This window comes from Rickettsia endosymbiont of Pantilius tunicatus (genome assembly GCF_964291875.1).
GTDB lineage: Bacteria > Pseudomonadota > Alphaproteobacteria > Rickettsiales > Rickettsiaceae > Rickettsia.
Genome location: NZ_OZ198175.1, coordinates 987,749 through 1,013,332, shown reverse-complemented (window position 1 = coordinate 1,013,332; position 25,584 = coordinate 987,749). Strand labels below are relative to the sequence as shown.

Genomic DNA, 25,584 nt, shown 5'->3' with positions numbered 1-25,584 from the left:
ATATCGTTTTTATATTGAATATATCATATTTGAGGTCTAAAACAAATTTTATTAAAAAATCATATTTTATGGTAATTAATTCTTGATTATTAATTTTTGTTAACTATTATGAGGGAAATTATTAACTTAAAATCAAGGAGGATCATATGCCTAACATTTCTAATTTAATAATAAAAGCTCGTAAATATTTAGAGCAAGGAAATATACAAGAACTTTCTCAGTTGATTGATGAAAATCCTAATCTAATCAGTGAGAAATTTGAAATAGAAGAATCTGAAAATAGAAAAAATGTAGTAACATTACTTATTGAAGCATTTAGATGTCTCAATATAAAGGGGATTGAAATTGTTGTTAGACAAGGGGGCTAATATTAAAGCAGTAGATGATACTGGTCAAACCAGCATACTACATCTTTTCAACACTTGGGAGCTGGATCAAAATGTTGTAAGAGATCAAAAAGAACATGATAAAAAAGTTGTGGAAATATTAGAATTACTAAAAGAAAAAATATTCCTATCGATTGCTTTACTGTTCAAGATAGTAATAATGAAATGACCCCGCTAATTAGGGCAGTATTAGCTAACTTACCAAAATCTACAAACTTTATTGTAGAATTATTAGAAGATAATAATTTGTTAAAAGAACAAATCATACATAAAGACGCAGTGGGAAGAGACATTCTAGATCAGTTATTATATACAAAAATTTATCTTTATAAACCATATAAAGAGAATTTTATTGAAAAAAAGTTAATATCTGTAGTTCCTGAAAAAATAATAAATTTTCTTACTGAGAATTCTGATGATCCTTATAAATTTGTCCAATTATTTTGCGGAAGTGGCGAATTAGTATATGCAGCTACTGGAATTAATTTTAAAGAATATTAAAAAAATTTTATTAATTTTTTTAATTCTGAAAGAGTAGAAGATAAATACATATTACAGCTTATTAAAAGCACCGATATTTTATCTAATCCTAAAGCAAATTATGAAGATGTAGATGCATCACCTGCGAAGAATTTAGCCTTAAAAAGAGTATGTTTTCTAATAGCTAATGAAAAAAACCTTGAAATATCAGAAGAATCGGAAGCAGGTAAGTTATTATGGTTTATCAATACTCCAAATAATATTTACGAAGCATATCATGGTAATATTTATAATAATTTTGTAAAACATCTAATAACTGAATGCAAAACTCCTGAAAAATTAAAAGAAGTTTTAGATAATTATGGTAGTAAGATAACTGAATTCATTAAATCTGAAATTGATTTTATATCCAAAGTCAGAGAATTAGAGGATTCATTTAAAGATAATGTAGATATACTAACTAACGAGATTGAAAAGTTACTAAATCCGGATCTTATAGATGTATTACCTCGTAAAGCATTTTTAAATTTTATTGATCAGAAAAGAGAAGCGTTAATTGATCAAAAAACTCAAGAATTTATTCAGGAAAATCTAAAATTTTTCACTGCTCCGCATAAATTTGAAATTCCTGAATATGAAAAATTGGACCAAAAGAGACTCAATTTTTCTATTGAGCATTATAAAAACAATCCGGAAAGTTTATTACCAAATTTAGTATTATTAAAAACTGCTAATGATGAAGCACAACTTTCTAAGTTGGAAAGTATTTTAAATGATCAATATATAGCTTAATGCGATAAGGTAGTGACTTTTTCAAGAGCATAGTAAACCGCATCAAAAAAGTGCTCAAAATTAGAAACAGTTTTTCTTATTTCGTTCTTGATTTTAAACCAGTAATGCTCAATAGGATTTAAATCAGGAGAGTAAGTTGGTAAAAATAAAATACTGCAACCAACAGATTCAATTAACGTTTTCACTTTTGTACTTTTATGAAAATTAATATTATCCATTACTACTATCTGACCAGGCTTTAACTCTTTGATCAATATCTCTTGTACATAAGTTTCAAAAATGTCCTTATTACATGTCCCATCAAATATTATTGGGGCAATAATATCTTTGGCAGACACCCCAGCAATCATACTAATCCGTGATTTATGTTGATAGACCCTTTCACCATAACATCTTTGACCGATAATGCTCCACCCGTGTTCTCTACAGCTATTATCTTCTATCCCAGATTCATCGATAAATACTAAATCTTGTTTGTCTATAGTTTTTAGTTTCAATATAAACTCATTCCTTAGACCAACATCTCTTTTGGGATGAAGAAAAGTTTTTTTTATAACTATAACCTAATTTATTAAGCAATCTTGATATCGTACTTGCAGATACTTTTTGACTCCAGTTGTTAGCTAGTTCCATGGTGGTTTTATCAAAATTTAATTCTATAAATTTTTTAAATCCCTCTATGTCTCTTATTATTCTACGATGTCCTGTATGATAACCACTTTTTGCTTTGATATCGCCGGTTTGTTTCTTTAATTTTTTCCATTCTATTATAGTCTTCCTACTAATAGAGTATATCTCAGAAGTCTCTTTTATTGTTTTACCATCTGTTAAACTTTTTATTACTCGTATTCTTAAATCGTATGAATATGCCTTTGCCATAAGTTTTTCATTTAGTATAATCTAACTCATACTCTAAGTCACTATCTTATCGCATTAAGCTATATACAAAATGTGGAAAAGTTAAAAATATTAATTTATTATGCAAGAAAGTGGATGAGTTCTTAAATATCTATTATTTAACTTTATTATTTGAAGAGTATCATGATAATTATCAAGCAATAAAGTCGGAGGTTAATGAAGCTGAAAAAGTTTTAGGGAATATTGGAATAGAATGGAGTTTTGATATTTAATTAATATATAGTAAAACTAGTACGAAATATAAACTTTATCTCGTACTAGCTTTAACAAGCTTTTTAAATAAGGTTAAATCTATATTGCAAGAAAATTATAAATATTAAGTTGTTGATGCTACATTATCTCCCATAGTTTCAACATTTTCTTCTTCATGAATAGCAGTTGTAGTATCTTGATGAATAGGTTGCTGATTGGCTCCTACATATTCTTTCAAATAACTTTTTATTTCTTCATTGCTGAGTAATTTTACAGCATTAGTCATATTATATTTATCTATAAACTCTTTCGGCATAGTTTCTTTAAGAGCTTCAGAAGCATTATCTAACAAATAAGATGATAAAAAATCCAATATTTTATTACTTTTTTTTAATGGTAAAAAACTTAATACAGATTTATTAACACTTTCAGCTAATAAACAAGTAACAATAATTCCATAATCATTTAATTTTTTACACCATTCTTGAGTTTCATTTATACCGAAATTTGGTTCTTTTACATATGCTTTGGCAAATTTTACAGTTTGTAAAGCATATAATATTTGATCATATGTTTCGTCCATAGAAAATTTAGTTGGAACTATTTTATAAGCTGATCTAACTTCTGATCTGTAATAGTTGAGATTTGATCTTACATTTAGTAAAATAAATTAATTATTAAATGGAGATAAGAAATGAACTTAAATCAAAAAATAATAAAGCCAAAATTAGGATTACTAGAACTCGCTAAGAGTCTTGGTAGCATATCATCAGCATGTAAAGCGATGGGCTATAGCAGAGATAGTTATTACAGATTTAAAGAACTGTATGAAACTGGTGGTGAAGAAGCGTTGTATGAAATTAGTCGAAGAAAGCCAATAATAGCCAATAGAGTTGATCCAGCGATAGAGAAGGCAGTAATGGATATGGCAATAGAATATCCAGCATATGGTCAGCTAAGAGTATCAAATGAGCTTAAGAAGAGCGGTATACTTGTATCACCTGGAGGAGTGAGATCAATTTGGTTACGTAATGATTTAAACAATATCAATAAAAGGCTTAAAGCATTAGAAGCAAGGATGGCTCAGGATGGTATTGTACTTACTGAATCTCAGTTACAAGTACTAGAGAAACGACGTAGCGAAAAAGAAGCCCATGGCGAGATTGAGACACAGCATCCAGGTTATCTAGGATGCCAAGATACATATTATGTAGGAAATTTTAAGGATATAGGTAAGGTTTATTCTCAGGTATTTATTGATAGCTATAGCAGAGTAGCTGATGCTAAACTATAGTAAATTAAGTTGAGGTTTGAGTATAGGGATGATATATATAAAGGAAAATGCCAAGATCATATAGTCAAGATTTTAGAAAAAGAGTTATAGGATATGTAGAAAGAGGTAATAGCTGCAATAGCACTGCGATAAGATTTGAAATAGCAGCAAACACAGTAAGGAATTGGTATAAGAGATATAAGTCCGAAGGACATTATTTAGCAAGAAGAATAGGAGGCAAAAAAGGACGGGTAACAAGTCAAGATGTTGAGTTGTACGTGAGTTCTAATCCTAATTTCACATTATTAGAAATGGGTACGTATTTTAATATGAGTTCTGTGGGTGCGTATTATTGGTTAAAGCAACTAGGTTTTAGCTATAAAAAAAAGACTTTTCCTACTTGGAAGCAAGTCAAGAAAAGCGAGATAAGTACCAAGAGGTCATAAAAGATACACCAATAGAACATCTTGTATATATTGATGAAAGTGGTATTGAGATAAATATCTGCAAAGATAGAGGATGGGGCAAAAAAAGCGAAAAACTTATTGGTAAAAAAAGCGGTAAATATTACAACAGAACAAATATCATAGCTGGTTATGTTAATAAAGAGTGTATAGCACCGATGATATTTAATGGAACATGTAATAGACAATTATTTGAAAGTTGGGTTGGAGAATTTTTAATAAAAGAGCTAAAACCTGGACAAGTTGTAGTGATGGATAACGCTGCTTTCCATAAGTCTCAAAGGACCAAAGAACTAATAGAATCAGTAGGTTGTAGGATAATATTCTTACCACCTTACTCCCCTGATCTAAATCCAATAGAGAAATTTTGGGCCAATATGAAGCGATGGATTAAAGCTACAATTACTCAATTTGATCAATTATATAATGCTTTAATTCAATTCTTTAATACGCAAACTTCAACTTAATTTACCATATATACTGATAAAACAGCTTTAACTGCTGCTGATATGCTTAATGACCGCGTGTTACCATGGTATGAAACTCAAGGCATACAATACTTCGTATTCTGACAGATCGCGGGTCAGAATATAAGGGAAATATAGAGCATCATGCTTTTGAATTATTTCTAAGTATCGAAGGTATAGAACATACTATTACTAAAGCATATTCTCCTCAAACAAATGGTATGTGTGAACGTTTTAATAAAACTATGACACAAGAATTCTTTGATACAGCTATGCGGAAAAAGATCTACACTGATCTTGATGATTTACAATTAGATCTTGATATTTGGTTAGAGCATTTCAATAATGAGCGACCACATTCAGGAAAATATTGTTATGGTAAAACGCCTATGCAAACTTTTAAGGATAGTAAGAAATTAGCTGTTGAAAAGAATAATGAAATCTTGTATCTTGAATACTCATCTGACAGTCATAATTTATCAGATATTCAGATATAATTTTTATAGTGTCTGTAAGATCAAATCTTGACTTCTACATCTGATCTAACTTCTGATCTAACTTTTAATTCTTCTGCCAATTTTTTTATGTCATTAATAACAGGATTTTGAGTATAAGAATTAAGACTAAGTATACTTGCTGAAAATTTACTTTTCATAACATTACCTATTAATAAATTTTAACCTAGTATTAATTTTTATTAATAAGTAAGTATTTTGTTTAGAAGATAGAATTATTATGCCAGATGTGATAAATATAACACATTGATATACTTGTTTACCAACTTTTCATTTATTCGTGATATATTTCTAAGAGCCTGTCTTGAAATTAAGGTTTAGTCAATTTTTTAAGCATAAGTGTAATCATATTGATATAAATAATATGTTCAGAAGTTTTATAGTTATGCTCATAGTCTTTACTCATACGACGAAAATTATTGAGCCAGCCAAAAGTACGTTCAACTATCCAACGCTTGGGAATCACTTTAAACCCCACTTGATCAACAATTTTACGAGAAATTGTCAGTAATGCTCTTACAGTTAAAAAACACCAAATTTGTAATGCTCCAGCATAACCACTATAGTAAATTAAGTTGAGGTTTGAGTATAGGGATGATATATATAAAGGAAAATGCCAAGATCATATAGTCAAGATTTTAGAAAAAGAGTTATAGGATATGTAGAAAGAGGTAATAGCTGCAATAGCACTGCGATAAGATTTGAAATAGCAGCAAACACAGTAAGGAATTGGTATAAGAGATATAAGTCCGAAGGACATTATTTAGCAAGAAGAATAGGAGGCAAAAAAGGACGGGTAACAAGTCAAGATGTTGAGTTGTACGTGAGTTCTAATCCTAATTTCACATTATTAGAAATGGGTACGTATTTTAATATGAGTTCTGTGGGTGCGTATTATTGGTTAAAGCAACTAGGTTTTAGCTATAAAAAAAAGACTTTTCCTACTTGGAAGCAAGTCAAGAAAAGCGAGATAAGTACCAAGAGGTCATAAAAGATACACCAATAGAACATCTTGTATATATTGATGAAAGTGGTATTGAGATAAATATCTGCAAAGATAGAGGATGGGGCAAAAAAAGCGAAAAACTTATTGGTAAAAAAAGCGGTAAATATTACAACAGAACAAATATCATAGCTGGTTATGTTAATAAAGAGTGTATAGCACCGATGATATTTAATGGAACATGTAATAGACAATTATTTGAAAGTTGGGTTGGTGACTAACGAATATTAGAAATACCCTCAACGAACATTAAAATTACCTATAAAAAAGAAGTAACTATGGACAGTAATATCGAATAAAAATTTCTTTTTAAGATTTATTTATTATTCGAGAATTACTGATGACATGTACAAATAAACAAGTAGGTATTTTAATGCAAAAGATCAAAAAATATAATCAGATAATTTCTGCTGCAAAAGCAGGTATGAGTGTAAAAACAGCACGTAAATATTTAGGTGTTAATAAGTATCCAAGCGAATTACGAACAGTACGTAAATATAGGACACGTAAGGATCCATTTGTTAAGCACTGGGATGAAATAGAATCAATGCTAGGATCAGCACCGGAGTTGCAAGCAACTACCATATTAGCATATTTGACAGAAAAGTATCATGGAAATTATAATGGAAAGCAATTACGCTGTTTGCAGAAAAGGTTGAAACAATGGAGAGCTGAACATGGTAAGGATAAGCCAGTCATCTTTTTACAAAATATTCTTCCTGGCAAACAAAGCCAGTCTGATTGGACCAATATGAATCAATTAGGTATTTGTATTGATGGGAAACCATATTCTCATTTACTATTTCATTTTATATTGCCTTATTCATGTTGGGAAACTTTCAGCATATGCCATAGTGAAAGTTTTGATACATTAGCATCAGGGTTTGAAAAAGCTGTATGGGAGTTAGGTGGAGTTTTACCAGAGCATCGTACAGATAATTTAAGTGCAGCTACCAAGCAATGTGGTAATAGTAGACAATTTACAGAAAAATGGCAAGAATTGCTTGGTTATTACGATGTTGCACCATCGCGAAATAATCCCGGTGTCAGTCATGAAAATGGTTCTGTTGAAAAAAGTCATGATACATTTAAGCAAGCAGTGAATCAACATTTGCTATTACGTGGATCACGTAATTTTGTTGATTTAAAAGCTTATGAATTATTCCTTACACAAATTAAAGAAAAGCGCAATAGCTGTAGAAAAGAAAAATTAGCTGAAGAATTAGTTTATTTAAAAGAGTTACCAATCAGGAAATGGAATGCACCTACAATATTATCAGTACGTGTTAACCCAAGCAGTACAGTTAGTATTTTATCTGTAGCTTATTCTGTGCCTAGTCGCTTAATAGGTTATACTTTAAAAGCTTATATTTATTCTGAAGAAATAGAGCTTTACTATGGTAACAAATGTTTACAAAAAATGTTTAGAATCAGCAATGGCTATGTTATTGATTATAGACATATCATTGATAGTTTAGTACGTAAACCTGGAGCATTTGCCCAATATCAATATTATGAAGCTTTATTTCCACGTGCTATATTTCGTCAGGTATATGACCAGCTGATATCTATATATCCATATAAGGGGCATAAAATATATCTTAAAATATTACAATTAGCAAAAATGTATGGAGAATTGAATGTAGTTGCTGCATTAGAAATGCTAGTAGAAGAGAAGATTGAACCAATAATTGATCATATTACAGATTTACTAAATAGTCAGACTAAAACTGTTTGTTCAGTAAAAATTAATCAACCAGTACTGTCCGAATATGATCAATTACATTGCTTTAAAACAATGGAGGTCGCATGAGTAAAAAGATAATAACTCCGCAACCGCTAAATAATTTACTCAAGAACCTTTGTTTACCTACTTTTGCATCATGCTATAAATCAGTTGCAGAAAGCTTTGAGCAAGAAAAGAAAACATATATAGATTATCTACAAGAGTTAGCCATACGTGAGTTAGAACATAGACATCAGCAACGTATCGCCAGATTGCTAAAGCAAGCAAAACTCTCTCGAGATAAGTTATTAAGCAACTTTGATATTAAGCGTATCCCAGGATTATCGTCAACTAAGATCCAATATCTTGCACAAGGAGAATTTATGGATCGCTATGAAAATATACTTATTTTTGGTAATCCTGGTACTGGCAAAAGTCATCTTAGTATAGGTTTAGCACGTGAGTGGTGTCTTGCCGGTAGGCGTGTATTATATACAACAGCAGCTAATTTGGTTCAACAATTACTAGAAGCAAAGCTTAGTTTAAAACTTAAGCAAATTATTAAAAAATTCGATTATTTTGAAATATTGATAATTGATGATATATCATATGTACCATATAATCGTGAGGAAACTGATGTTTTATTTACCTTATTAGCTGAACGTTATGAGATGCGTAGTGTATTAATTACTAGCAATTTAGTTTTTGCAAAATGGAATTCCATTTTTAAAGACGAAATGACTACATCAGCAGCCATTGACAGATTGGTTCACCATTCTTCAATTCTTGAACTGAATACTGAAAGTTATAGAATCGCTACAGCAAAAGAAAAAAAATTAACTATAAAATTGGAGGATAATAATATAATACACTAGACAATATTTTTTACTCAAAAATAGGTAATTTTAATATTCGTCATAGGGAATTCTAATATTCGTTAGTCAGTGGAGAATTTTTAATAAAAGAGCTAAAACCTGGACAAGTTGTAGTGATGGATAACGCTGCTTTCCATAAGTCTCAAAGGACCAAAGAACTAATAGAATCAGTAGGTTGTAGGATAATATTCTTACCACCTTACTCCCCTGATCTAAATCCAATAGAGAAATTTTGGGCCAATATGAAGCGATGGATTAAAGCTACAATTACTCAATTTGATCAATTATATAATGCTTTAATTCAATTCTTTAATACGCAAACTTCAACTTAATTTACCATATCTGCAAAAAATTTGATAATACTAGGATATTTTGCTTTTGCCTTGATTATTACATTTTTAGTACCATCTCTGTCTTGTATACCTGCTGAATGTACTTCACATGATAATACTAAACCAAGTGTATCTGTAACTATATGGTGTTTCCTACCCTTAATCTTCTTGCCTGCATCATATCCTCTAGCTCCCCTTTTTGGGTAGTCTTAACAGACTGACTATCTATAATCCCTACAGTAGGAGTGGATTTCTTACTTTCTTTCTCCCTTACTTTTTGGACTAATCTATCATGTATTTCTTGCCATCTACCATTCTTACGCCAACGTAAATAATAGTCATATACTGTTTGCCATGGGGGAAAATCTTTAGGTAATAATCGTCACTGACAACCACTCCTCATTACGTAACGAATGCCATTAATTATATCTCTTATATTATGTTTACGTGACCGTCCTATCTTGCAAGGACCAACAAATGGAGCTAAATGTATCCTTTCTTCTTCCACTATATCACTGGGATACATATTCCTACTTTATTATTTTTTGACAATATAAATTATTTCTTATATCTTTTCAAGACAGGCTCTAAGTGATGACCATTAATAAACACTTCAGCTTCTTTATGATTAGCTTCATAATCAAAATTTATTAATAGCTTTTTTTCTTTCATAAATTTCACGTGCCAATAACCTTTTATCAGCTCTAATCTTAACTTCCACAGCCTTTTCTTCAATAAATTTTACTCCATTTATACCATATTGATGATGTATTATTCCTTTTTCCATGGCTTTCTCAAAACGAGGTAACAAAGAGCCAACTGATTCCTTTACTTTATCACTAATGATACCATAACAGTCTTGCCCCTTATATTTACCAATATAAGTAGCTTCAGTGCTTTTAACATGAATTTTTCCTGGAATATTCCATGAAGTGGTATAATGGATAATTTTCTGACTTAATATATGAAGTTGTTGTTCTTTTTTATCTTGATAATATTGATGAATTTTTTTAGCATCATATTGTGCAAGTAACTGATCTAAATCATCTATTTTTGAAGCTTCTTCAGACTCACCTACAAAGATTTCTTCTTGTTTTTCTTTACTTAATTGGTTTGCTTATTCTCTAGCTTTATCTATATCATTATTTAGTAAAGCAGCATTTATCCCTATTTCTAAGGTTTCTTCATTTTGTGGATGGTGTTCTAAAACCTTTTCAATATTTTGTAAAACTTTTTGGACATTTTTAGAAACTAGATTTTCTCTATCTTCTGCCATTAAAGAGGTGTTAGCAGCATTAAGAACTTCGATTGTGTCTTCTTTTTTTAATGTATCTGCATCATAAATTATAGAATTCGGATCAAGATAACTTCTTAAGAGCGATAAATTTAACATTTTACACTTGTCTATTTCATGTTCTGGAACTGTATTTAATATATTGCGAGCTATGTCAAATTGTTCTGTATAAATAGCTAAGGAAAGAGCTAATAATTTATCAATATCAGGATTTTTTTTGATTATGGTAAATTAAGTTGAAGTTTGCGTATTAAAGAATTGAATTAAAGCATTATATAATTGATCAAATTGAGTAATTGTAGCTTTAATCCATCGCTTCATATTGGTCCAAAATTTCTCTATTGGATTTAGATCAGGGGAGTAAGGTGGTAAGAATATTATCCTACAACCTACTGATTCTATTAGTTCTTTGGTCCTTTGAGACTTATGGAAAGCAGCGTTATCCATCACTACAACTTGTCCAGGTTTTAGCTCTTTTATTAAAAATTCTCCAACCCAACTTTCAAATAATTGTCTATTACATGTTCCATTAAATATCATCGGTGCTATACACTCTTTATTAACATAACCAGCTATGATATTTGTTCTGTTGTAATATTTACCGCTTTTTTTACCAATAAGTTTTTCGCTTTTTTTGCCCCATCCTCTATCTTTGCAGATATTTATCTCAATACCACTTTCATCAATATATACAAGATGTTCTATTGGTGTATCTTTTATGACCTCTTGGTACTTATCTCGCTTTTCTTGACTTGCTTCCAAGTAGGAAAAGTCTTTTTTTTATAGCTAAAACCTAGTTGCTTTAACCAATAATACGCACCCACAGAACTCATATTAAAATACGTACCCATTTCTAATAATGTGAAATTAGGATTAGAACTCACGTACAACTCAACATCTTGACTTGTTACCCGTCCTTTTTTGCCTCCTATTCTTCTTGCTAAATAATGTCCTTCGGACTTATATCTCTTATACCAATTCCTTACTGTGTTTGCTGCTATTTCAAATCTTATCGCAGTGCTATTGCAGCTATTACCTCTTTCTACATATCCTATAACTCTTTTTCTAAAATCTTGACTATATGATCTTGGCATTTTCCTTTATATATATCATCCCTATACTCAAACCTCAACTTAATTTACTATATTGTATTTAAATCTTTTGTAAAGCGTGTTTTTTTACTAATTTTTTGATCAATTGGAAGAGCATTGTACTTAGCACTATATTTGTAAAGATCAAACATTTGAGTATGGTGAGGTTGTAAATCAGAGCGGTTAATATTATCTAATTTGGAAGTAGTAATATTTGTTAAATTTCTGCCTAATTTTAGTAGATCTTTAAGACTAGATTCTGGCATTTGATTTAATAACGCTTCTATACTATCATCAGCATCATAATAACTATAAATACCCCATAAATTATAAGTAATAGTTTGTATAATATATTTATCTGTAGCTGGTAATTTGTCTAAAGCATTCTTATAGCACTCTACAGCATATTCTTTTTGCCCATTTCTATGATTAAGATAACCTAATTTATAATAACACCAACCTATATCTTGATTTTTTGGTTTATCATCTATAGTAATATTATAAAGTGCTGCTGTAAGTAATTCTTCAGCTTCATTTGAGTGATTATTGTTAATTAATATATCTGCAAACTCTGCCGTAATATTAAAATAATGCTTTAAATGAGGGGTTAGATCTATGATAGTTTTAATTTGATGTTCAACAGACATAAACTTGTTTACTAAGTCAAATAGAATAGTCGTATATTTCTTATGATTAACATATTCTTGTTTAGAGAATATAGAATCTAAATTTGTTCTTGCATTTGAAAATATATCAGTAAATAATTTTTCTGCTACTTCATAGTGGTTATTTTCTATGCTACACTCTAATGCCATTTTCATTGTTTCAAGCTGAGAAAAAATACTTTCTATAGAATTATCATTCTCAGTTTTTATACTTTTAGAAAATTTTTCAGTATAGACAACATTATTTACTAAAAAGGTAATATCTCCATTAGATTTTTGCTCAGGGTAATACTTTCTTAATATTTCCTTTAGTACTTTGTGTTCTTGAATATTTTTATACTCATAATTGTTAAACAAAATCTTTAGCAAAGCAAATTTCATTTTTTTTATTTGTATCAATAGGAATTTTTTTTGCTGTGGGACTATTGCCGTTTAAAAAATTCAAGATATTTATTATTACCTCTGCTCCAGCTTCTATAGAACCTTTCATATTTGAAAGTTTTGACCATGCATTATCTTGCAAAATTATGGAAAGAACTGGGGCAAATTTTATTACCTTATCTTTATCTAGTGCTGTAAAATTAAATTTTACTTCAGTAGGAGATTTGGATTTTTTCATAATAAATACTTAATATAAATTAGGTATAAATTATAGGATAAATTTAATAAATTGTAAAGTAAGTATTAACTTTTTAAATAAAAATTAAATATATTATAAAAACTTAGGAAATTACGAAGCTATAGATAGAGCAGCTTCCGAGTATAAAATGATAGAAACAGATGCGAGCGTTCCTTTAATAGGAGAGTAAAAGATATAGTATGTTGGGATTCTGTGTTATGCCGTGGTGATGGTGTTGCGTGATTCCGATGTCATTCTTAGCTAAAAGCAGGAATCTAGTCAATTATATTGTCATCCCGTGACTTGATCACGGGATCTTGTGCCATAGAATGTGTCCTGAGATACCGCGGTCAAGCCGCGGTATGACAGACTTTTTTCTGGATTCCTGCTTTCGTAGGAATGACATAACCCCGTGGTCAAGCCACAAGATGCCACTTAGCACTATATCTTGAGGTTGCTTTGTCGTCTACGACTCTTCGCAATAACAGGTTGGCTTTAGAAGTCCATACCTCCCATTCCGCCCATGCCACCCATACCGCCACGCATTGGCATTGGGTTTTCTTTATCTTCAGGCTCATCAACAATTAAAGTTTCTGTAGTAATAATTAATGAAGCAACAGAAGCTGCATCTTGCAAAGCAGTACGTACTACTTTAGCTGGATCAATAATTCCTGCTTTAATCATATCAACATATTGCATATCTTGAGCGTTAAAGCCGAAATTCTTATCTTTATGCTCTAGTAATTTACCAACTACTACGCCGCCATTCTCGCCGGCATTTTCAACGATTTGCTTTATTGGATCTTTTAAAGCTTCGATTACTAACTCAATACCTGCTTGTTGGTCTTTATTTTCTACTTTCAGATTTTTTAAAGCTTGTGAAGCATGTAGTAACGTCACACCACCACCAGCAACAACGCCTTCTTCAACAGCAGCACGTGTAGCAGCAAGTGCATCTTCAACACGGTCTTTACGCTCTTTTACTTCAACTTCAGTAGCACCGCCAACTTTAAGTACAGCAACACCGCCAGAAAGTTTTGCTAAACGCTCTTGTAATTTTTCTTTATCATAGTCAGAAGTAGTTTCAGCGATGTGTGATTTAATTTGTAATACTCTCTCTTCGATATTTTTCTTATCGCCGTTGCCGTCAACGATTACAGTATTTTCTTTAGAGATAGTAACTCTTTTTGCATGACCTAAACTTTTAAGGCTAACATTTTCAAGCTTCATGCCTAAATCTTCGGTTATAAGCTCACCATTAGTTAAAATAGCAATATCTTCCATCATCGCTTTTCTTCTATCACCAAAGCCTGGAGCCTTTACAGCTGCAACTTTTAAACCGCCACGTAATCTATTTACTACTAAAGTTGCAAGAGCCTCACCTTCAACATCTTCAGCGATAATTAATAAAGGACGTTGTGACTGCACTACTGCTTCAAGGATAGGTAGCATTGGTTGTAGATTTGATAATTTTTTCTCAAATAACAAGATGTAAGGATTTTCAAGTTCAGCAACCATTTTCTCAGGATTTGTTACAAAATATGGTGATAAATAACCTCTATCAAACATCATACCTTTAACTACTTCAACATCGAAGCTGAAATTCTTTGCTTCTTCAACAGTTATTACGCCTTCTTTGCCAACTTCTTCCATTGCTTTAGCAATTTTTTCACCGATTTCTTTATCACCATTTGAGGATATAGTACCAACTTGTGCTATTTCTTCTTGGCTATCGATTTTTTTACTAGCTTTTTTAACTTCTTCTAATACTGTATTTACCGCTAAATCCATACCACGTTTTAAATCCATTGGATTATAACCAGCAGCAACAAGCTTGTTACCCTCACGTGCTAGAGCTCTAGCAAGAACAGTTGCAGTAGTTGTTCCATCGCCTGCAACTTCAGCAGCTTTAGTAGCAGCTGATTTTAACAGCTGAGCACCAGCATTTCTAATTTTGTCTTTTAATTCAATAGATTTTGCTACTGTAACACCATCTTTAGTAATTTTTGGTGCTCCAAATGATTGCTCGATAAGTACATTTCTGCCTTTTGGACCTAAAGTAACTTTTACTGCATCAGCTAAAATATCGATCCCCTCTAGCATTTGCTCACGTGCTTTTGAGCCGTGCTTAATAAGTTTTGTTGCCATATTTAAATTCTCCTTAAAACAAATAATTAATTAATAATACCAAATACATCGCTTTCTTTCATTACGATAAGCTCTTTACCATTGACTTTAATTTCAGTACCAGCCCATTTACCGTATAGAACTTTATCACCTACTTTTAACTCTAAAGGATGCACTTCGCCTTTTTCATTGCGAACGCCTTTGCCAACTGCTACAACTTCACCTTGCATTGGTTTTTCTTTAGCAGTATCCGGAATAATAATTCCACCTTTAGTTTTTTCTTCATGTTCGATAGGCTTTATTGCAATTCTATCGTATAATGGTTTAAAAGACATTCTAACCTCCAAATTATATAAATATTTTAAATGTACATACTATATATATTTTATTTTCATTAGTTCAAGAGGTAAAAATAAAAATTTTTTGGTTACTGGTCTAAGGCTGAAATTTATTTGCCTAATTACTTGAGATTTAATATTGCAAGTAATTTTTAATTAATTATGATACACCTCCCAACCTTTAGTCTTTAATTGGTTGAATTAAGCAAAAACTTATAATCTTTATAATAAGATAAATGAAAATTTTATTTTGAAATCGGGCTAGGGAATCCTCTCAAATCTTGATTTCTACAACTTTTTTTATAATAGCAATTATAAAAATTAATTTGCTACTGCTAATAAATTAAGGAGGTAGTGTTGTTTCAAAAAGTTATTAAACATTTAAGTCATAATTTATCTAAACATGATATTACTGCTAAAATAACAGGTAGAATTAAACATCCCGTATCAATTTTATATAAGTTGTATCGTAAGGGAATAAAAATAGAACAATTAACTGATATTTTCGCAATTAGGATAGTAGTATTAGATGAAGAAAAATGCTATAAAACTTTAAAGATAGTACATAATTTATATGAGTATGAAAAAGATAAGATAAAAAATTATATTGCTAATCCTAAATCAAATGGTTACCAATCTTTACATACTGTTATCATAACTGAAGATCAATATAGAATAGAAATACAGACACGTGATGAAAATATGCATTATCATGCAGAAAGTGGCGGAGCAGCACATTGGAGGTATAAAAGCGATTTAATTAATGCATTAAAATTTTAACTCACTATTTAAAATCATTTTGAGAGTCTAAAATAGAGTTTTTAAAAGTTGTTGTATTAAGTAAGTTACTCTGTTCACTTTTATAAGGAAAATTTTGTTCTATAAAATTAACACATACATTTAATAATTGCTGTTCTATAGTTCTTATCTCAAGATATGCAGCTATAAGTAAAAAGCTTTCTATAGTTTCTTTAACTGTTTTTAAAGCTTTATCAGGAGATTTAGCATTTATGGTTTGTAAATTATGTAGACGATCAAATACTTTGATAAGTGCTATATCATATTTTTTTTCTTGAATTAATAAATTTAACATTTCACCAGAGCTTATTTTTCCATGCGGTTTAATTCTTGTTAAGCGTTCTACATTATCTGCGATATCTTTATCAAAAATTTTGCTAATATCCCATGTGTTAAATGAGTATCTTCTATTGTGTCATGAAGCAGAGCAACAATTATCATATAAGATTTGTAAAGCTTTGGTGCTTCATGAGCTGCAAACTCAGCTAACATTATTGCTACTTCTATTGGATGGGTATAATAAGACTCACCTGATTGACGCATTTGTCCCTCGTGATACTTACGAGCATAATAAAGTCCTTTTTCGATTTCTTTAATATCTATAGGATTTTTTGCTGTGATATTTAATTCTTTAATTTTATCAATTAGTTTTTTGCCATAATCGCAAGCTTCAAATTTATTCTGCAAAATGTCAATATCTTCCATAACTCTAATAACTTACTATAATTTTAATTTTTAACTTAATACCTTTGATACTTCAAGATTCGGTATAGCTTCATTCAAAAAGCTTGATTCAAGTGAATTCTTTGATATTCGCCTTTATTCAATTAGTTTTCTACGCTCCGCAAGCTCACCACTTATTCAACTTTCAAATCTTAAAGTATCTACTGTATACTTATTTAAGTTACTATATTTTTTCAGGAAAATTAACAGTATTTTAAAAAGATATTATTTTTTGCATCAAAAAATTTTATTTTTGGGTAAAGATAGCAATATAATTTGCATTTTTATTATTTTATTGCTGAGTTGTAACTCGTTTGAATTAAATATAAAGTGAGTAAATAATATCTATTCTAACGTTGATTCTATTATTGTGGTTTTTTTACATTATAAAATAACAACATAATTAATTTTTATTAATATAATAAATAGTATACGTACATTCAATATTTACTGCTAATTTCAGTAAAATATAAATTTAATGTCCCCCTTCGGGGATCAAAAATCCCTCGCCTTTAGGCGAAGGGAAGATATAATGAAATTGCTTTAGCAATGAATTTATATCAAGAAATATGAGAAGTTATAGAAAGAATAGTCATAGTCAGTATGATTTAAAAGTGCATCTTATATGGATACCAAAATATAGGAAGAGAATATTGATAGGCAAAGTATCGGAAAGGACTATAGTAAATTAAGTTGAGGTTTGAGTATAGGGATGATATATATAAAGGAAAATGCCAAGATCATATAGTCAAGATTTTAGAAAAAGAGTTATAGGATATGTAGAAAGAGGTAATAGCTGCAATAGCACTGCGATAAGATTTGAAATAGCAGCAAACACAGTAAGGAATTGGTATAAGAGATATAAGTCCGAAGGACATTATTTAGCAAGAAGAATAGGAGGCAAAAAAGGACGGGTAACAAGTCAAGATGTTGAGTTGTACGTGAGTTCTAATCCTAATTTCACATTATTAGAAATGGGTACGTATTTTAATATGAGTTCTGTGGGTGCGTATTATTGGTTAAAGCAACTAGGTTTTAGCTATAAAAAAAAGACTTTTCCTACTTGGAAGCAAGTCAAGAAAAGCGAGATAAGTACCAAGAGGTCATAAAAGATACACCAATAGAACATCTTGTATATATTGATGAAAGTGGTATTGAGATAAATATCTGCAAAGATAGAGGATGGGGCAAAAAAAGCGAAAAACTTATTGGTAAAAAAAGCGGTAAATATTACAACAGAACAAATATCATAGCTGGTTATGTTAATAAAGAGTGTATAGCACCGATGATATTTAATGGAACATGTAATAGACAATTATTTGAAAGTTGGGTTGGAGAATTTTTAATAAAAGAGCTAAAACCTGGACAAGTTGTAGTGATGGATAACGCTGCTTTCCATAAGTCTCAAAGGACCAAAGAACTAATAGAATCAGTAGGTTGTAGGATAATATTCTTACCACCTTACTCCCCTGATCTAAATCCAATAGAGAAATTTTGGGTCAATATGAAGCGATGGATTAAAACTACAATTACTCAATTTGATCAATTATATAATGCTTTAATTCAATTCTTTAATACGCAAACTTCAACTTAATTTACCATAGAGATTTACTGAGGCAGATTTGTATGGAACATGAAGTACATATAATTTCAGGGAAAATATCATGTGATCACGTACATATGTTTATCTCATATAAGCCGCAAATATCTCTTAGCAAGTTAGTACAGTATTTAAAAGGCATTAGCTCAAGAATTTTATTGCAAGAATTTACTCATTTACGAAAACAATTTTGGGGCAATCATTTGTGGGCTAGGGGCTATATGGCAGTCAGTTCAGGTAATATAACTGATGAAATGATACAGCACTATATTGATGAACAGGAAGGTGAACCTGTGAATGATGATCGATTTCTAATCGATTCCACTTTATAACCCCTCAGCTTATAGCTGAGGGTTGTTTAGTTAATAAATCTTAATTTCTAATAGTATAATTTCTTTGTAGTGTTATATAATTTTTTCAACTATTTAGTTTATAATTTCTTGTTTAGCATCAAAAACTCTAGTAATAATATAATTATAAAGATAGTTTTGTCATTCAATCTATCTTTAATTTCAAATTAATAAATTATATGGAGGTTATTATGCCATTACATTATATGATTAGGTCAAAATGGGGAAAAGACCAAGCTGATTGGTATCTTCCTTTAGAAATTACAGTCAGAAATAATACAGATGAGGATGTAAATTCTCCTGCAATAAGTTTTGATGTTAGTAAAATACAAAATATTACTCCAGGTAGTGAAATTAGAGCATATACAGGTTTCGCTCAACAAACATTTACCGGACCTGTAATTAAAGGAAGTTTGTTGAGTATATGGCACTATTAAAAGCTAAAAGTTCTACAACCTTAACTTTTGGTGTTAATTTTTCTAGTACTTCTGTTTATCCTACATTACCTACTGATTTTACCTTTAATGGTAAGCCTATTGTAATACCTGAAGATCATACTCCTCCAACTAAAGTAGAAGATATAGTAACAGCTGCTTCTGGTCCTACAGGTTTCTCTTTAAACTGGACTCCAAGTATAGATGAAGAAACAGGTGTTGATAAATATATAGTAAAATATAGAGCAACTAATGAAACAACGGATCATGAAGCAAGTACCACAACTAACAGTATATCTTTAAAGAATTTAGCTGCTAATACAAAATATCAAGTTAATATTTCAGCAGTTGACTTTGCAGGTAATACTTCTGCTTCTAGTTCATATTATGCTTCTACAGATGAAGCTTTAAAAGGTCCTGCAAAATGGAATACTGGTAATTGGGTTAAAGGTTCTCCTTTTGTTGATTCAACTGCTTGGTCAACTCCTCCTATTGATAAATGGGCTGCAGAATATAATTTAAAAGGTTATTTCTTAGGATTTATTACAGCTGCATTTGATACTGCTAGTGGAAGCCATAAAGCTTGCTGGGGCGGTAATTTAAAGATGTATTATGGAATTGATAGTCAAGAATATGATGGTGATGTAACAATTTCTAATTATTACAAAACATACATTAATAATATTAGAAAGAATGGTGGTGATGTAATTTTATCTTTTGGTGGTGCATCAAATGAACCAATAGAAACTCCAATATCAGATGTTAAGAAAATCATTGATATTTATTTGAAAGCTATTGCAAATTATGGATTAACCTTAATTGACTTTGAAGGTGGTTTCTTAGGTCATACAGATGCTTTAGATAGACATATTGCAGCCATAACCGAAGTAATTAAAGCAAAATCTGATATAAAAATTTCTTATACCTTACCTGTAGACGGGGCTCCTGGCTTAATGGGCTTTAATGGAAACGGTACCACATTCCTTAAAAAATTACATGATGCAGGTATCACACCATCGCTTGTTAATGGTATGTCTATGGAATTTGGTCAAGGTTCAAATGCTAATCTGTTTGAGTGTGCTAGACTTTCTCTTGAAGGTGATGCTGCTAACGATACAGATGGTAGCAAAAAAGGTGCAATTAAACAGCTTTCAGAAATTTGGACAAACTTAACTCCAAAAGAACTTTATTCAATGACTGGTCTATGTACTATGTTTGGCAAACACCTAAATGGAAAAGTCAATACTGTTGCAGATCAAAAAGAAATCAATAAATATTTTGTTGGTGATAAAGGTCTTGGAAATGTCAGCGGTTGGGATGCTTCAATAGATAGTGATCCTGCAAAAGGTGGCGGTGGTTATAATGTTGGTGATTATAGTAAAGCTGTTGCTGACTATAATCCTGAATTATTAGGAAGTCATGTTGTTGCAGACGCTCACTAAACCTTAAAATAATAAAGTTAGTTAACTTGAACTTGCTTACAATTTAAGCTTCTGCATGCAAATCTAACTTAATTAACTAGTCGTAATGCCTTAAATCTTAAGGCATTACTTCCCCTTCTTTTTTTCAGAGATAGTAATCCTTACTATTTCTGAAAGTTTTTTTCAATAATAATTTTATCTCCTTATGTTGTATTTTTAACGATATAAATCACAATAATATTAATTTTTATTAATACCTCAAATCATATAATTTCTTACTAAAAGCCCCTATATTTCAATAAAATTTATAAATAATTAACTAATTATTTATAATACTGTAATATGTATTTCCTTGAATAATAGCAAAACCTCAGTAACTATTTTATCTATAAAGATAAATTTAAATTAAGTTTATTTTTACATAAATGCTAATTTATATAAATTTTAATTTAAATAAAGGTTAAGTTATGTCGAAAGAGAAAATTAATGATGGTATTGAAACAAAAGTAAAAGATGAAATAGCTGGGGATGTTAGAGCTGATGAAAATAAAAGTGAGGCGGTTGTAGCTTCTGAATTAAGTCCTGAAGCAATAGCAGTTATTGAGAAAGAGCTTAACTCATTAAAAGAAAGTGAGCAGGGTGATGATAAACCTGAAGCTGAAAAGCTTACTGATGCTTCTATGGTGATTTCATCTGAAACTGGTGAGGAGGAAGTAAGTAATTCACAAGATTTTGATGAAGTTGATGCATTGGGTGACGTAGTACGCAGTACTGAAATTGCAGAATAATTGAAGTCTTATATGTGATTTGTCATTGCGAGGAAATTATGAAGTAATTGACAAAGCAAGGAAGTATAAAAAATGCTAACTTATAGCATTTTTTATTATTTTTTCTGGATTGCCACGCTCCTTTTATTCGCTCGCAATGACTAATTGGTATCCACGCAATAATACCATTACGGGGTGACAACAAAAAATCGAGCCATGCAATAATGCCCTTTAATTCTTGCAATGACTATTTCGGTATAGTCAATCATAATAAAATTTAAAAATACCAATTATGTCAAAATATGTTCCTAATAAATATAATATTAAAGAAAAAAAGGATGATGAAAATATATTGGGTCAATTAAAAGATTTAGAAGAAGAAACAAGTGAAAAGTATGAAGTTAGTATAGTAGGTGATATAAGGGTGAGATTTCCTTACCCCTATCAATGATATGTTCGTTTAATTTGAAAAGGATTCCTCACTCTTTTCCAAATTAAATTTCGTCTATCTGTTATGGCATTGTTGCGTGGCTCCGATGTCATTTTTAGCTAAAAGCAGGAATCCAGGAAAAAAAGCATAAATACAGCAAATTTTTAAAATTAAAAGCTTAGGTTATCTTGCTTTATACTAGATTCCTGCTTTCGCAGGAATGACATCCAAGACGTTTTTTGATCCACGCAACAATACCTCCCGTGGACAAGCCACGGGATGATAGTAGCAAGATTGACTCCACGGGATTTATCCAACTGCCTGTTGGAGAATTTGTTCATTATTATTTCCCACTGCCAGCATTCATAGCTAGACTTGCTGAGACGAATTTTTCAAGATCGCCATCAAGTACGCCCTTAGTGTCAGATGTTTCGTAATCGGTGAGTAAATCTTTCACCATTTGGTATGGCTGCAACACGTACGATCTAATCTGATGTCCCCAGCTGTTATCAGTTTTAGCGGCATTCTGCTCATTGACGCTATCAGTACGTTTTTGCATTTCAAGCTCATAAAGCTTTGCTTGTAGCATTTTCATAGCTTGAGCTTTATTTTTATGTTGCGATCTGTCACTTTGGCATTGTGTAACTGTGCCGGTCGGTATGTGAGTGATACGCACAGCTGAATCGGTGGTATTAACGTGTTGTCCTCCCGCTCCTGATGCTCTAAAAGTATCGATTCTTAAATCTTTATCCTCAATAGTAATTGCTATATTGTCGTCAATTTCCGGATATACCCAACTACTTGCAAAGCTGGTCATGCGTTTACCTGCTGCATTAAACGGCGAAATACGCACCAGCCTATGCACCCCTGCTTCAGTTTTAAGCCAGCCATAAGCACGCTTGCCGATTATCCTAATCGTGCATGATTTGATGCCTGCTTCTTCGCCGTTAATCATATTGATTATCTCAGTTTTAAAGCCTAATCTTTCGGCAAAACGTAAATACATACGCATCATGATAGACGCCCAATCATGGCTTTCTGTTCCGCCGGCTCCGGCATTTATTTCCAAAAAGCAGTTATTATTATCGGCTTCACCTGAAAACAAACATTCAGTTTCAAATTTTGCTGCAATAGTGCTTAAGGATTGTAAATCTTTCTCAACTTGCTGCATTATCTCTAGATCATTTGCGGCTTCAGCCATTTCTTCAAGCTCTAACGCATCTTTTAGATTAGATTTAATTTTATTATAAGCTCCTAATTGTTCTTCTAGAGTGCTTTTTTCTCGCAGTAATTTTTGAGCACTAGCCTGATCATTCCATAGATCAGGATTTGCTGTTAGCTCTTCTAACTCTGCTAATCTAGCTGCTGATGTTTCGACGTCAAAGTGACCTCCGAAGCAGTTCTAAAGACTGCTCAATTTTCTTAACGTAATTCTCTATTTCCGCTCGCATTATTTTTTCCTGTTATATATTTTAGTTTTATTGTATATTATCGTGACTATAGCCGTCATTGCGAGGAAAAACTATAAGTTTTGACGAAGCAATCTCAGGATTTATATTCTATTTTATGAGATTGCCGCGTCGATGCGTTGCATCTCCTCGCAATGACGTATGGTGACAAAACGCAAATTATATCACAATAATTATGAATAATCAAAAATATATAAGAAACTTCTCAATAATCGCTCATATCGATCACGGTAAATCTACTTTAGCTGATCGGTTAATTGAGTATTGTGGTGGCTTGCAAGCTAGAGAAATGAGCCAGCAAGTACTAGATTCGATGGATATTGAAAAGGAGCGTGGTATAACGATTAAAGCCCAAACTGTACGGCTTGTATATAAGGCTAAAGACGGCAACACATATTATTTAAATTTGATGGATACCCCTGGGCATGTTGACTTTGCTTATGAGGTTAGTAGATCGCTTGCAGCATGTGAGGGTTCATTATTAGTGGTTGATAGTACGCAAGGGGTGGAGGCTCAAACTCTTGCTAATGTTTATCAGGCAATTGAGAATGATCATGAAATAGTACCGGTACTTAATAAGATTGACTTACCGGCTTCAGAACCTGAGCAGGTAAAGCAGCAAATAGAGGACATAATAGGGATTGATGCGAGTGAGGCGGTATTGATTTCTGCCAAAAGTGGTATAGGTATTGATTTAGTTTTAGAAGCGATCGTAAATAAGTTGCCTCCGCCAAAAGAGAGTGATACGGATTTTTTAAAAGCACTGCTTGTTGATAGTTGGTATGACCCGTATCTTGGTGTGGTTATTTTAGTGCGTGTTATTGATGGATCGTTACGTAAGAATATGAAAGTCAAAATGATGGCAACGAATTCAGTTTATACAATAGAGAATGTTGGATATTTTACTCCCAAAAAACATATTTCAGATGTTTTAAATGCAGGGGAAATCGGCTTTTTTACTGCTTCTATAAAACAGGTAGCAGATTGTAAAGTTGGTGATACTATTACCGATGAGAAGAAGCCTTGTGAGCAAGCTCTGCCCGGGTTTAAACCAAATTTGCCGGTAGTATTCTGCGGGCTTTATCCGACAGATAGCTCGGAATTTGAGCATTTAAAGGATTCGCTGGCAAAGTTACGTCTTAACGATGCCAGTTTTGAGTATGAAATGGAAAGTTCTTCTGCTTTGGGGGTTGGTTTTAGGTGCGGCTTTTTAGGATTGCTACATTTAGAGATTATACAAGAGCGTTTAAGTAGAGAATTTGATTTAGATTTAATCACTACTGCTCCAAGTGTGGTATATAAAATTCATATGCGGGAGGGTGAAAGTCTAGAGATTCATAATCCTGCCGATTTACCTGATTTGCAAAAAATCGATTCAATGGAAGAACCTTGGATAAAAGCAACTATAATGGTGCCTGATGAGTTTTTAGGTGCAGTATTAACGCTTTGTACTGAAAAAAGAGGCATGCAGCTGGATCATAGCTATATAGCAAATAGGACAAAAGTAGTATATAAATTACCCCTAAATGAAATAGTATATGACTTTTACGATCGTTTAAAAAGTTGCTCCAAAGGTTATGCAAGTTTTGAGTGGCAAATGGATACATACGAACCATCTGAGCTTGTTAAACTTGGGATTTTGGTTAACGGAGAGGCAGTTGATGCGTTATCGACAATCGTACATCGCTCTCGTGCTGAGCAGAGGGGTAGGGCTTTGTGTGTAAGGCTAAAGGATTTGATACCAAGACAGCAGATTGATATTGCAATTCAGGCAAGTATCGGCAGTCGTATTATTGCCCGTGAAACTATTAAGGCATTGCGTAAAGATGTGTTATCTAAATGTTACGGCGGTGATATAAGCCGTAAGCGTAAGCTGCTCGAGAAGCAAAAAGCTGGTAAGAAGAGAATGAGGCAGTATGGCAATATCGATATCCCACAATCTGCCTTTATTGCTGCGTTGAAGATAGGGGATGAATAATATGTAATAGTTGAGATTTGATCTTACATTTAGTAAAATAAATTAATTATTAAATGG

At 31.6% G+C, this 25,584-nt stretch carries 32 protein-coding genes and 6 pseudogenes; 21 read left to right on the top strand and 17 right to left on the bottom strand.

Features of this window, described 5'->3' with window-relative positions:
* Nucleotides 1-146 precede the first annotated feature (146 nt).
* The 3 genes from ACICQC_RS05880 to ACICQC_RS05870 are packed head-to-tail and all read left to right on the top strand — an operon-like array spanning nucleotide 147 to nucleotide 887.
* Entirely contained in the window at nucleotides 147-368 is a 222-nt protein-coding gene (locus ACICQC_RS05880) for a hypothetical protein (protein WP_395476346.1), read from the top strand.
* The gene (locus tag ACICQC_RS05875) at nucleotides 346-555 is read left to right on the top strand and encodes a hypothetical protein (protein ID WP_395476345.1); all 210 of its coding nucleotides are present in this window, start codon (nucleotides 346-348) and stop codon (nucleotides 553-555) included. The genes ACICQC_RS05880 and ACICQC_RS05875 overlap by 23 nt, the downstream gene beginning before the upstream one ends.
* A complete protein-coding gene (locus ACICQC_RS05870) occupies nucleotides 552-887 on the top strand; it encodes a hypothetical protein (protein ID WP_395476344.1) in 336 nt (111 codons plus the stop codon). Before ACICQC_RS05875 ends, ACICQC_RS05870 begins: the two co-directional genes overlap by 4 nt.
* Before the next feature lie 767 nt (nucleotides 888-1,654).
* Here ACICQC_RS05870 and ACICQC_RS05865 read toward each other — a convergent pair.
* A protein-coding gene (locus ACICQC_RS05865) for an IS630 family transposase (RefSeq protein WP_395476242.1) occupies nucleotides 1,655-2,537 on the bottom strand; the annotation gives its coding sequence in 2 pieces (ribosomal slippage) (nucleotides 1,655-2,209 and nucleotides 2,211-2,537; 882 coding nt in all).
* Nucleotides 2,538-2,892: 355 nt separating this feature from the next.
* Nucleotides 2,893-3,351 carry a hypothetical protein gene (locus ACICQC_RS05860; protein WP_395476343.1) on the bottom strand — a complete coding sequence of 153 codons (459 nt, stop codon included), beginning with the start codon at nucleotides 3,349-3,351 and terminating at the stop codon, nucleotides 2,893-2,895.
* 111 nt (nucleotides 3,352-3,462) lie between these two features.
* On the opposite strand from ACICQC_RS05860, the pseudogene ACICQC_RS05855 reads away from it, so the two are divergent.
* The 4 genes and pseudogenes from ACICQC_RS05855 to ACICQC_RS05840 all read left to right on the top strand — a co-directional run.
* Nucleotides 3,463-4,059: pseudogene (locus ACICQC_RS05855) on the top strand (helix-turn-helix domain-containing protein); the annotation flags it as partial.
* A gap of 50 nt (nucleotides 4,060-4,109) precedes the next feature.
* Nucleotides 4,110-4,487, top strand: a complete 378-nt coding sequence (locus tag ACICQC_RS05850; protein WP_395476240.1) for an IS630 transposase-related protein — start codon at nucleotides 4,110-4,112, stop codon at nucleotides 4,485-4,487.
* Nucleotides 4,442-4,972 (top strand): IS630 family transposase, encoded by a 531-nt coding sequence (locus ACICQC_RS05845; protein ID WP_395476342.1) that lies wholly within the window; start codon nucleotides 4,442-4,444, stop codon nucleotides 4,970-4,972. Before ACICQC_RS05850 ends, ACICQC_RS05845 begins: the two co-directional genes overlap by 46 nt.
* Before the next feature lie 6 nt (nucleotides 4,973-4,978).
* Nucleotides 4,979-5,469: pseudogene (locus ACICQC_RS05840) on the top strand (integrase core domain-containing protein); the annotation flags it as partial.
* A 20-nt stretch (nucleotides 5,470-5,489) separates the two neighbouring features.
* Here the strand turns inward: ACICQC_RS05840 and ACICQC_RS05835 are convergent.
* Both ACICQC_RS05835 and ACICQC_RS05830 read right to left on the bottom strand, forming a co-directional pair.
* Nucleotides 5,490-5,627, bottom strand: coding sequence for a hypothetical protein (locus ACICQC_RS05835; protein WP_395476341.1), 138 nt, complete (start codon nucleotides 5,625-5,627; stop codon nucleotides 5,490-5,492).
* Nucleotides 5,628-5,797: 170 nt separating this feature from the next.
* Nucleotides 5,798-5,953 (bottom strand): annotated as a pseudogene (locus tag ACICQC_RS05830) (transposase); the annotation flags it as partial.
* A gap of 147 nt (nucleotides 5,954-6,100) precedes the next feature.
* Between ACICQC_RS05830 and ACICQC_RS05825 the strand changes: the two are divergent.
* The 5 genes and pseudogenes from ACICQC_RS05825 to ACICQC_RS05805 form a co-directional block, all read left to right on the top strand.
* Entirely contained in the window at nucleotides 6,101-6,478 is a 378-nt protein-coding gene (locus ACICQC_RS05825) for an IS630 transposase-related protein (RefSeq protein ID WP_395476240.1), read from the top strand.
* Nucleotides 6,433-6,711: a transposase gene (locus tag ACICQC_RS05820; protein WP_395476340.1), complete on the top strand. Its 279-nt coding sequence runs from the start codon at nucleotides 6,433-6,435 to the stop codon at nucleotides 6,709-6,711. The genes ACICQC_RS05825 and ACICQC_RS05820 overlap by 46 nt, the downstream gene beginning before the upstream one ends.
* Before the next feature lie 119 nt (nucleotides 6,712-6,830).
* Nucleotides 6,831-8,303 (top strand): IS21 family transposase, encoded by a 1,473-nt coding sequence (istA, locus tag ACICQC_RS05815; protein ID WP_395476339.1) that lies wholly within the window; start codon nucleotides 6,831-6,833, stop codon nucleotides 8,301-8,303.
* A complete protein-coding gene (gene istB / locus ACICQC_RS05810) occupies nucleotides 8,300-9,091 on the top strand; it encodes an IS21-like element helper ATPase IstB (RefSeq protein ID WP_395476338.1) in 792 nt (263 codons plus the stop codon). The genes istA and istB overlap by 4 nt, the downstream gene beginning before the upstream one ends.
* 80 nt (nucleotides 9,092-9,171) lie before the next feature.
* Nucleotides 9,172-9,423 (top strand): annotated as a pseudogene (locus ACICQC_RS05805) (transposase); the annotation flags it as partial.
* Here ACICQC_RS05805 and ACICQC_RS05800 read toward each other — a convergent pair.
* From ACICQC_RS05800 to ACICQC_RS05750, 11 genes and pseudogenes are all read right to left on the bottom strand, one after another.
* On the bottom strand, nucleotides 9,420-9,566 hold the full coding sequence (locus ACICQC_RS05800) for a hypothetical protein (RefSeq protein ID WP_395477661.1): 147 nt from the start codon (nucleotides 9,564-9,566) through the stop codon (nucleotides 9,420-9,422). The pseudogene ACICQC_RS05805 and the gene ACICQC_RS05800 overlap by 4 nt on opposite strands.
* Nucleotides 9,563-9,763: pseudogene (locus tag ACICQC_RS05795) on the bottom strand (transposase); the annotation flags it as partial. The pseudogene ACICQC_RS05795 and the gene ACICQC_RS05800, both read right to left, overlap by 4 nt.
* Nucleotides 9,764-9,805: 42 nt before the next feature.
* Nucleotides 9,806-9,949, bottom strand: a complete 144-nt coding sequence (locus ACICQC_RS05790) for a transposase (protein WP_395476337.1) — start codon at nucleotides 9,947-9,949, stop codon at nucleotides 9,806-9,808.
* Between the two features lie 114 nt (nucleotides 9,950-10,063).
* On the bottom strand, nucleotides 10,064-10,210 hold the full coding sequence (locus ACICQC_RS05785) for a hypothetical protein (protein WP_395476336.1): 147 nt from the start codon (nucleotides 10,208-10,210) through the stop codon (nucleotides 10,064-10,066).
* Nucleotides 10,211-10,540: 330 nt separating this feature from the next.
* Nucleotides 10,541-10,816, bottom strand: a complete 276-nt coding sequence (locus tag ACICQC_RS05780) for a hypothetical protein (RefSeq protein WP_395476335.1) — start codon at nucleotides 10,814-10,816, stop codon at nucleotides 10,541-10,543.
* A 132-nt stretch (nucleotides 10,817-10,948) separates the two neighbouring features.
* Nucleotides 10,949-11,479 (bottom strand): IS630 family transposase, encoded by a 531-nt coding sequence (locus ACICQC_RS05775; protein ID WP_395476334.1) that lies wholly within the window; start codon nucleotides 11,477-11,479, stop codon nucleotides 10,949-10,951.
* Nucleotides 11,434-11,811, bottom strand: coding sequence for an IS630 transposase-related protein (locus tag ACICQC_RS05770; RefSeq protein ID WP_395476240.1), 378 nt, complete (start codon nucleotides 11,809-11,811; stop codon nucleotides 11,434-11,436). Before ACICQC_RS05770 ends, ACICQC_RS05775 begins: the two co-directional genes overlap by 46 nt.
* A 47-nt stretch (nucleotides 11,812-11,858) precedes the next feature.
* A complete protein-coding gene (locus ACICQC_RS05765) occupies nucleotides 11,859-12,830 on the bottom strand; it encodes a hypothetical protein (RefSeq protein WP_395476333.1) in 972 nt (323 codons plus the stop codon).
* A complete protein-coding gene (locus ACICQC_RS05760) occupies nucleotides 12,823-13,092 on the bottom strand; it encodes a hypothetical protein (RefSeq protein ID WP_395476332.1) in 270 nt (89 codons plus the stop codon). Before ACICQC_RS05760 ends, ACICQC_RS05765 begins: the two co-directional genes overlap by 8 nt.
* Nucleotides 13,093-13,587: 495 nt before the next feature.
* Nucleotides 13,588-15,240 carry a chaperonin GroEL gene (groL, locus tag ACICQC_RS05755; protein ID WP_395476331.1) on the bottom strand — a complete coding sequence of 551 codons (1,653 nt, stop codon included), beginning with the start codon at nucleotides 15,238-15,240 and terminating at the stop codon, nucleotides 13,588-13,590.
* Nucleotides 15,241-15,266: 26 nt separating this feature from the next.
* Nucleotides 15,267-15,554, bottom strand: a complete 288-nt coding sequence (locus tag ACICQC_RS05750) for a co-chaperone GroES (protein ID WP_395476330.1) — start codon at nucleotides 15,552-15,554, stop codon at nucleotides 15,267-15,269.
* 360 nt (nucleotides 15,555-15,914) lie between these two features.
* Between ACICQC_RS05750 and ACICQC_RS05745 the strand changes: the two genes are divergently transcribed.
* Complete coding sequence (locus ACICQC_RS05745; protein ID WP_395476329.1) at nucleotides 15,915-16,337, top strand: bifunctional (p)ppGpp synthetase/guanosine-3',5'-bis(diphosphate) 3'-pyrophosphohydrolase; 423 nt, start codon at nucleotides 15,915-15,917, stop codon at nucleotides 16,335-16,337.
* Nucleotides 16,338-16,341: 4 nt separating this feature from the next.
* Here the strand turns inward: ACICQC_RS05745 and ACICQC_RS05740 are convergent.
* Nucleotides 16,342-17,060 (bottom strand): annotated as a pseudogene (locus tag ACICQC_RS05740) (HD domain-containing protein).
* 749 nt (nucleotides 17,061-17,809) lie between these two features.
* On the opposite strand from ACICQC_RS05740, the gene ACICQC_RS05735 reads away from it, so the two are divergent.
* The 7 genes from ACICQC_RS05735 (at nucleotide 17,810) to ACICQC_RS05705 (ending at nucleotide 22,101) form a co-directional block, all read left to right on the top strand.
* The gene (locus ACICQC_RS05735; protein WP_395476240.1) at nucleotides 17,810-18,187 is read left to right on the top strand and encodes an IS630 transposase-related protein; all 378 of its coding nucleotides are present in this window, start codon (nucleotides 17,810-17,812) and stop codon (nucleotides 18,185-18,187) included.
* Nucleotides 18,142-18,672, top strand: coding sequence for an IS630 family transposase (locus tag ACICQC_RS05730; RefSeq protein WP_395476328.1), 531 nt, complete (start codon nucleotides 18,142-18,144; stop codon nucleotides 18,670-18,672). Before ACICQC_RS05735 ends, ACICQC_RS05730 begins: the two co-directional genes overlap by 46 nt.
* 32 nt (nucleotides 18,673-18,704) lie before the next feature.
* Nucleotides 18,705-19,010, top strand: a complete 306-nt coding sequence (tnpA, locus tag ACICQC_RS05725) for an IS200/IS605 family transposase (protein ID WP_395476327.1) — start codon at nucleotides 18,705-18,707, stop codon at nucleotides 19,008-19,010.
* Between the two features lie 209 nt (nucleotides 19,011-19,219).
* Nucleotides 19,220-19,465, top strand: a complete 246-nt coding sequence (locus ACICQC_RS05720) for a hypothetical protein (RefSeq protein WP_395476326.1) — start codon at nucleotides 19,220-19,222, stop codon at nucleotides 19,463-19,465.
* Nucleotides 19,453-20,904, top strand: a complete 1,452-nt coding sequence (locus tag ACICQC_RS05715; RefSeq protein ID WP_395476325.1) for a fibronectin type III domain-containing protein — start codon at nucleotides 19,453-19,455, stop codon at nucleotides 20,902-20,904. Before ACICQC_RS05720 ends, ACICQC_RS05715 begins: the two co-directional genes overlap by 13 nt.
* 446 nt (nucleotides 20,905-21,350) lie before the next feature.
* Nucleotides 21,351-21,671, top strand: a complete 321-nt coding sequence (locus ACICQC_RS05710; RefSeq protein WP_395476324.1) for a hypothetical protein — start codon at nucleotides 21,351-21,353, stop codon at nucleotides 21,669-21,671.
* Between the two features lie 271 nt (nucleotides 21,672-21,942).
* Nucleotides 21,943-22,101 (top strand): hypothetical protein, encoded by a 159-nt coding sequence (locus ACICQC_RS05705; protein ID WP_395476323.1) that lies wholly within the window; start codon nucleotides 21,943-21,945, stop codon nucleotides 22,099-22,101.
* A 322-nt stretch (nucleotides 22,102-22,423) separates the two neighbouring features.
* Here the strand turns inward: ACICQC_RS05705 and prfB are convergent.
* A protein-coding gene (gene prfB / locus ACICQC_RS05700) for a peptide chain release factor 2 (protein WP_395476322.1) occupies nucleotides 22,424-23,531 on the bottom strand; the annotation gives its coding sequence in 2 pieces (ribosomal slippage) (nucleotides 22,424-23,461 and nucleotides 23,463-23,531; 1,107 coding nt in all).
* 193 nt (nucleotides 23,532-23,724) lie between these two features.
* Between prfB and lepA the strand changes: the two genes are divergently transcribed.
* Nucleotides 23,725-25,527, top strand: a complete 1,803-nt coding sequence (lepA, locus tag ACICQC_RS05695) for a translation elongation factor 4 (RefSeq protein ID WP_395476321.1) — start codon at nucleotides 23,725-23,727, stop codon at nucleotides 25,525-25,527.
* Nucleotides 25,528-25,584 lie beyond the last annotated feature (57 nt).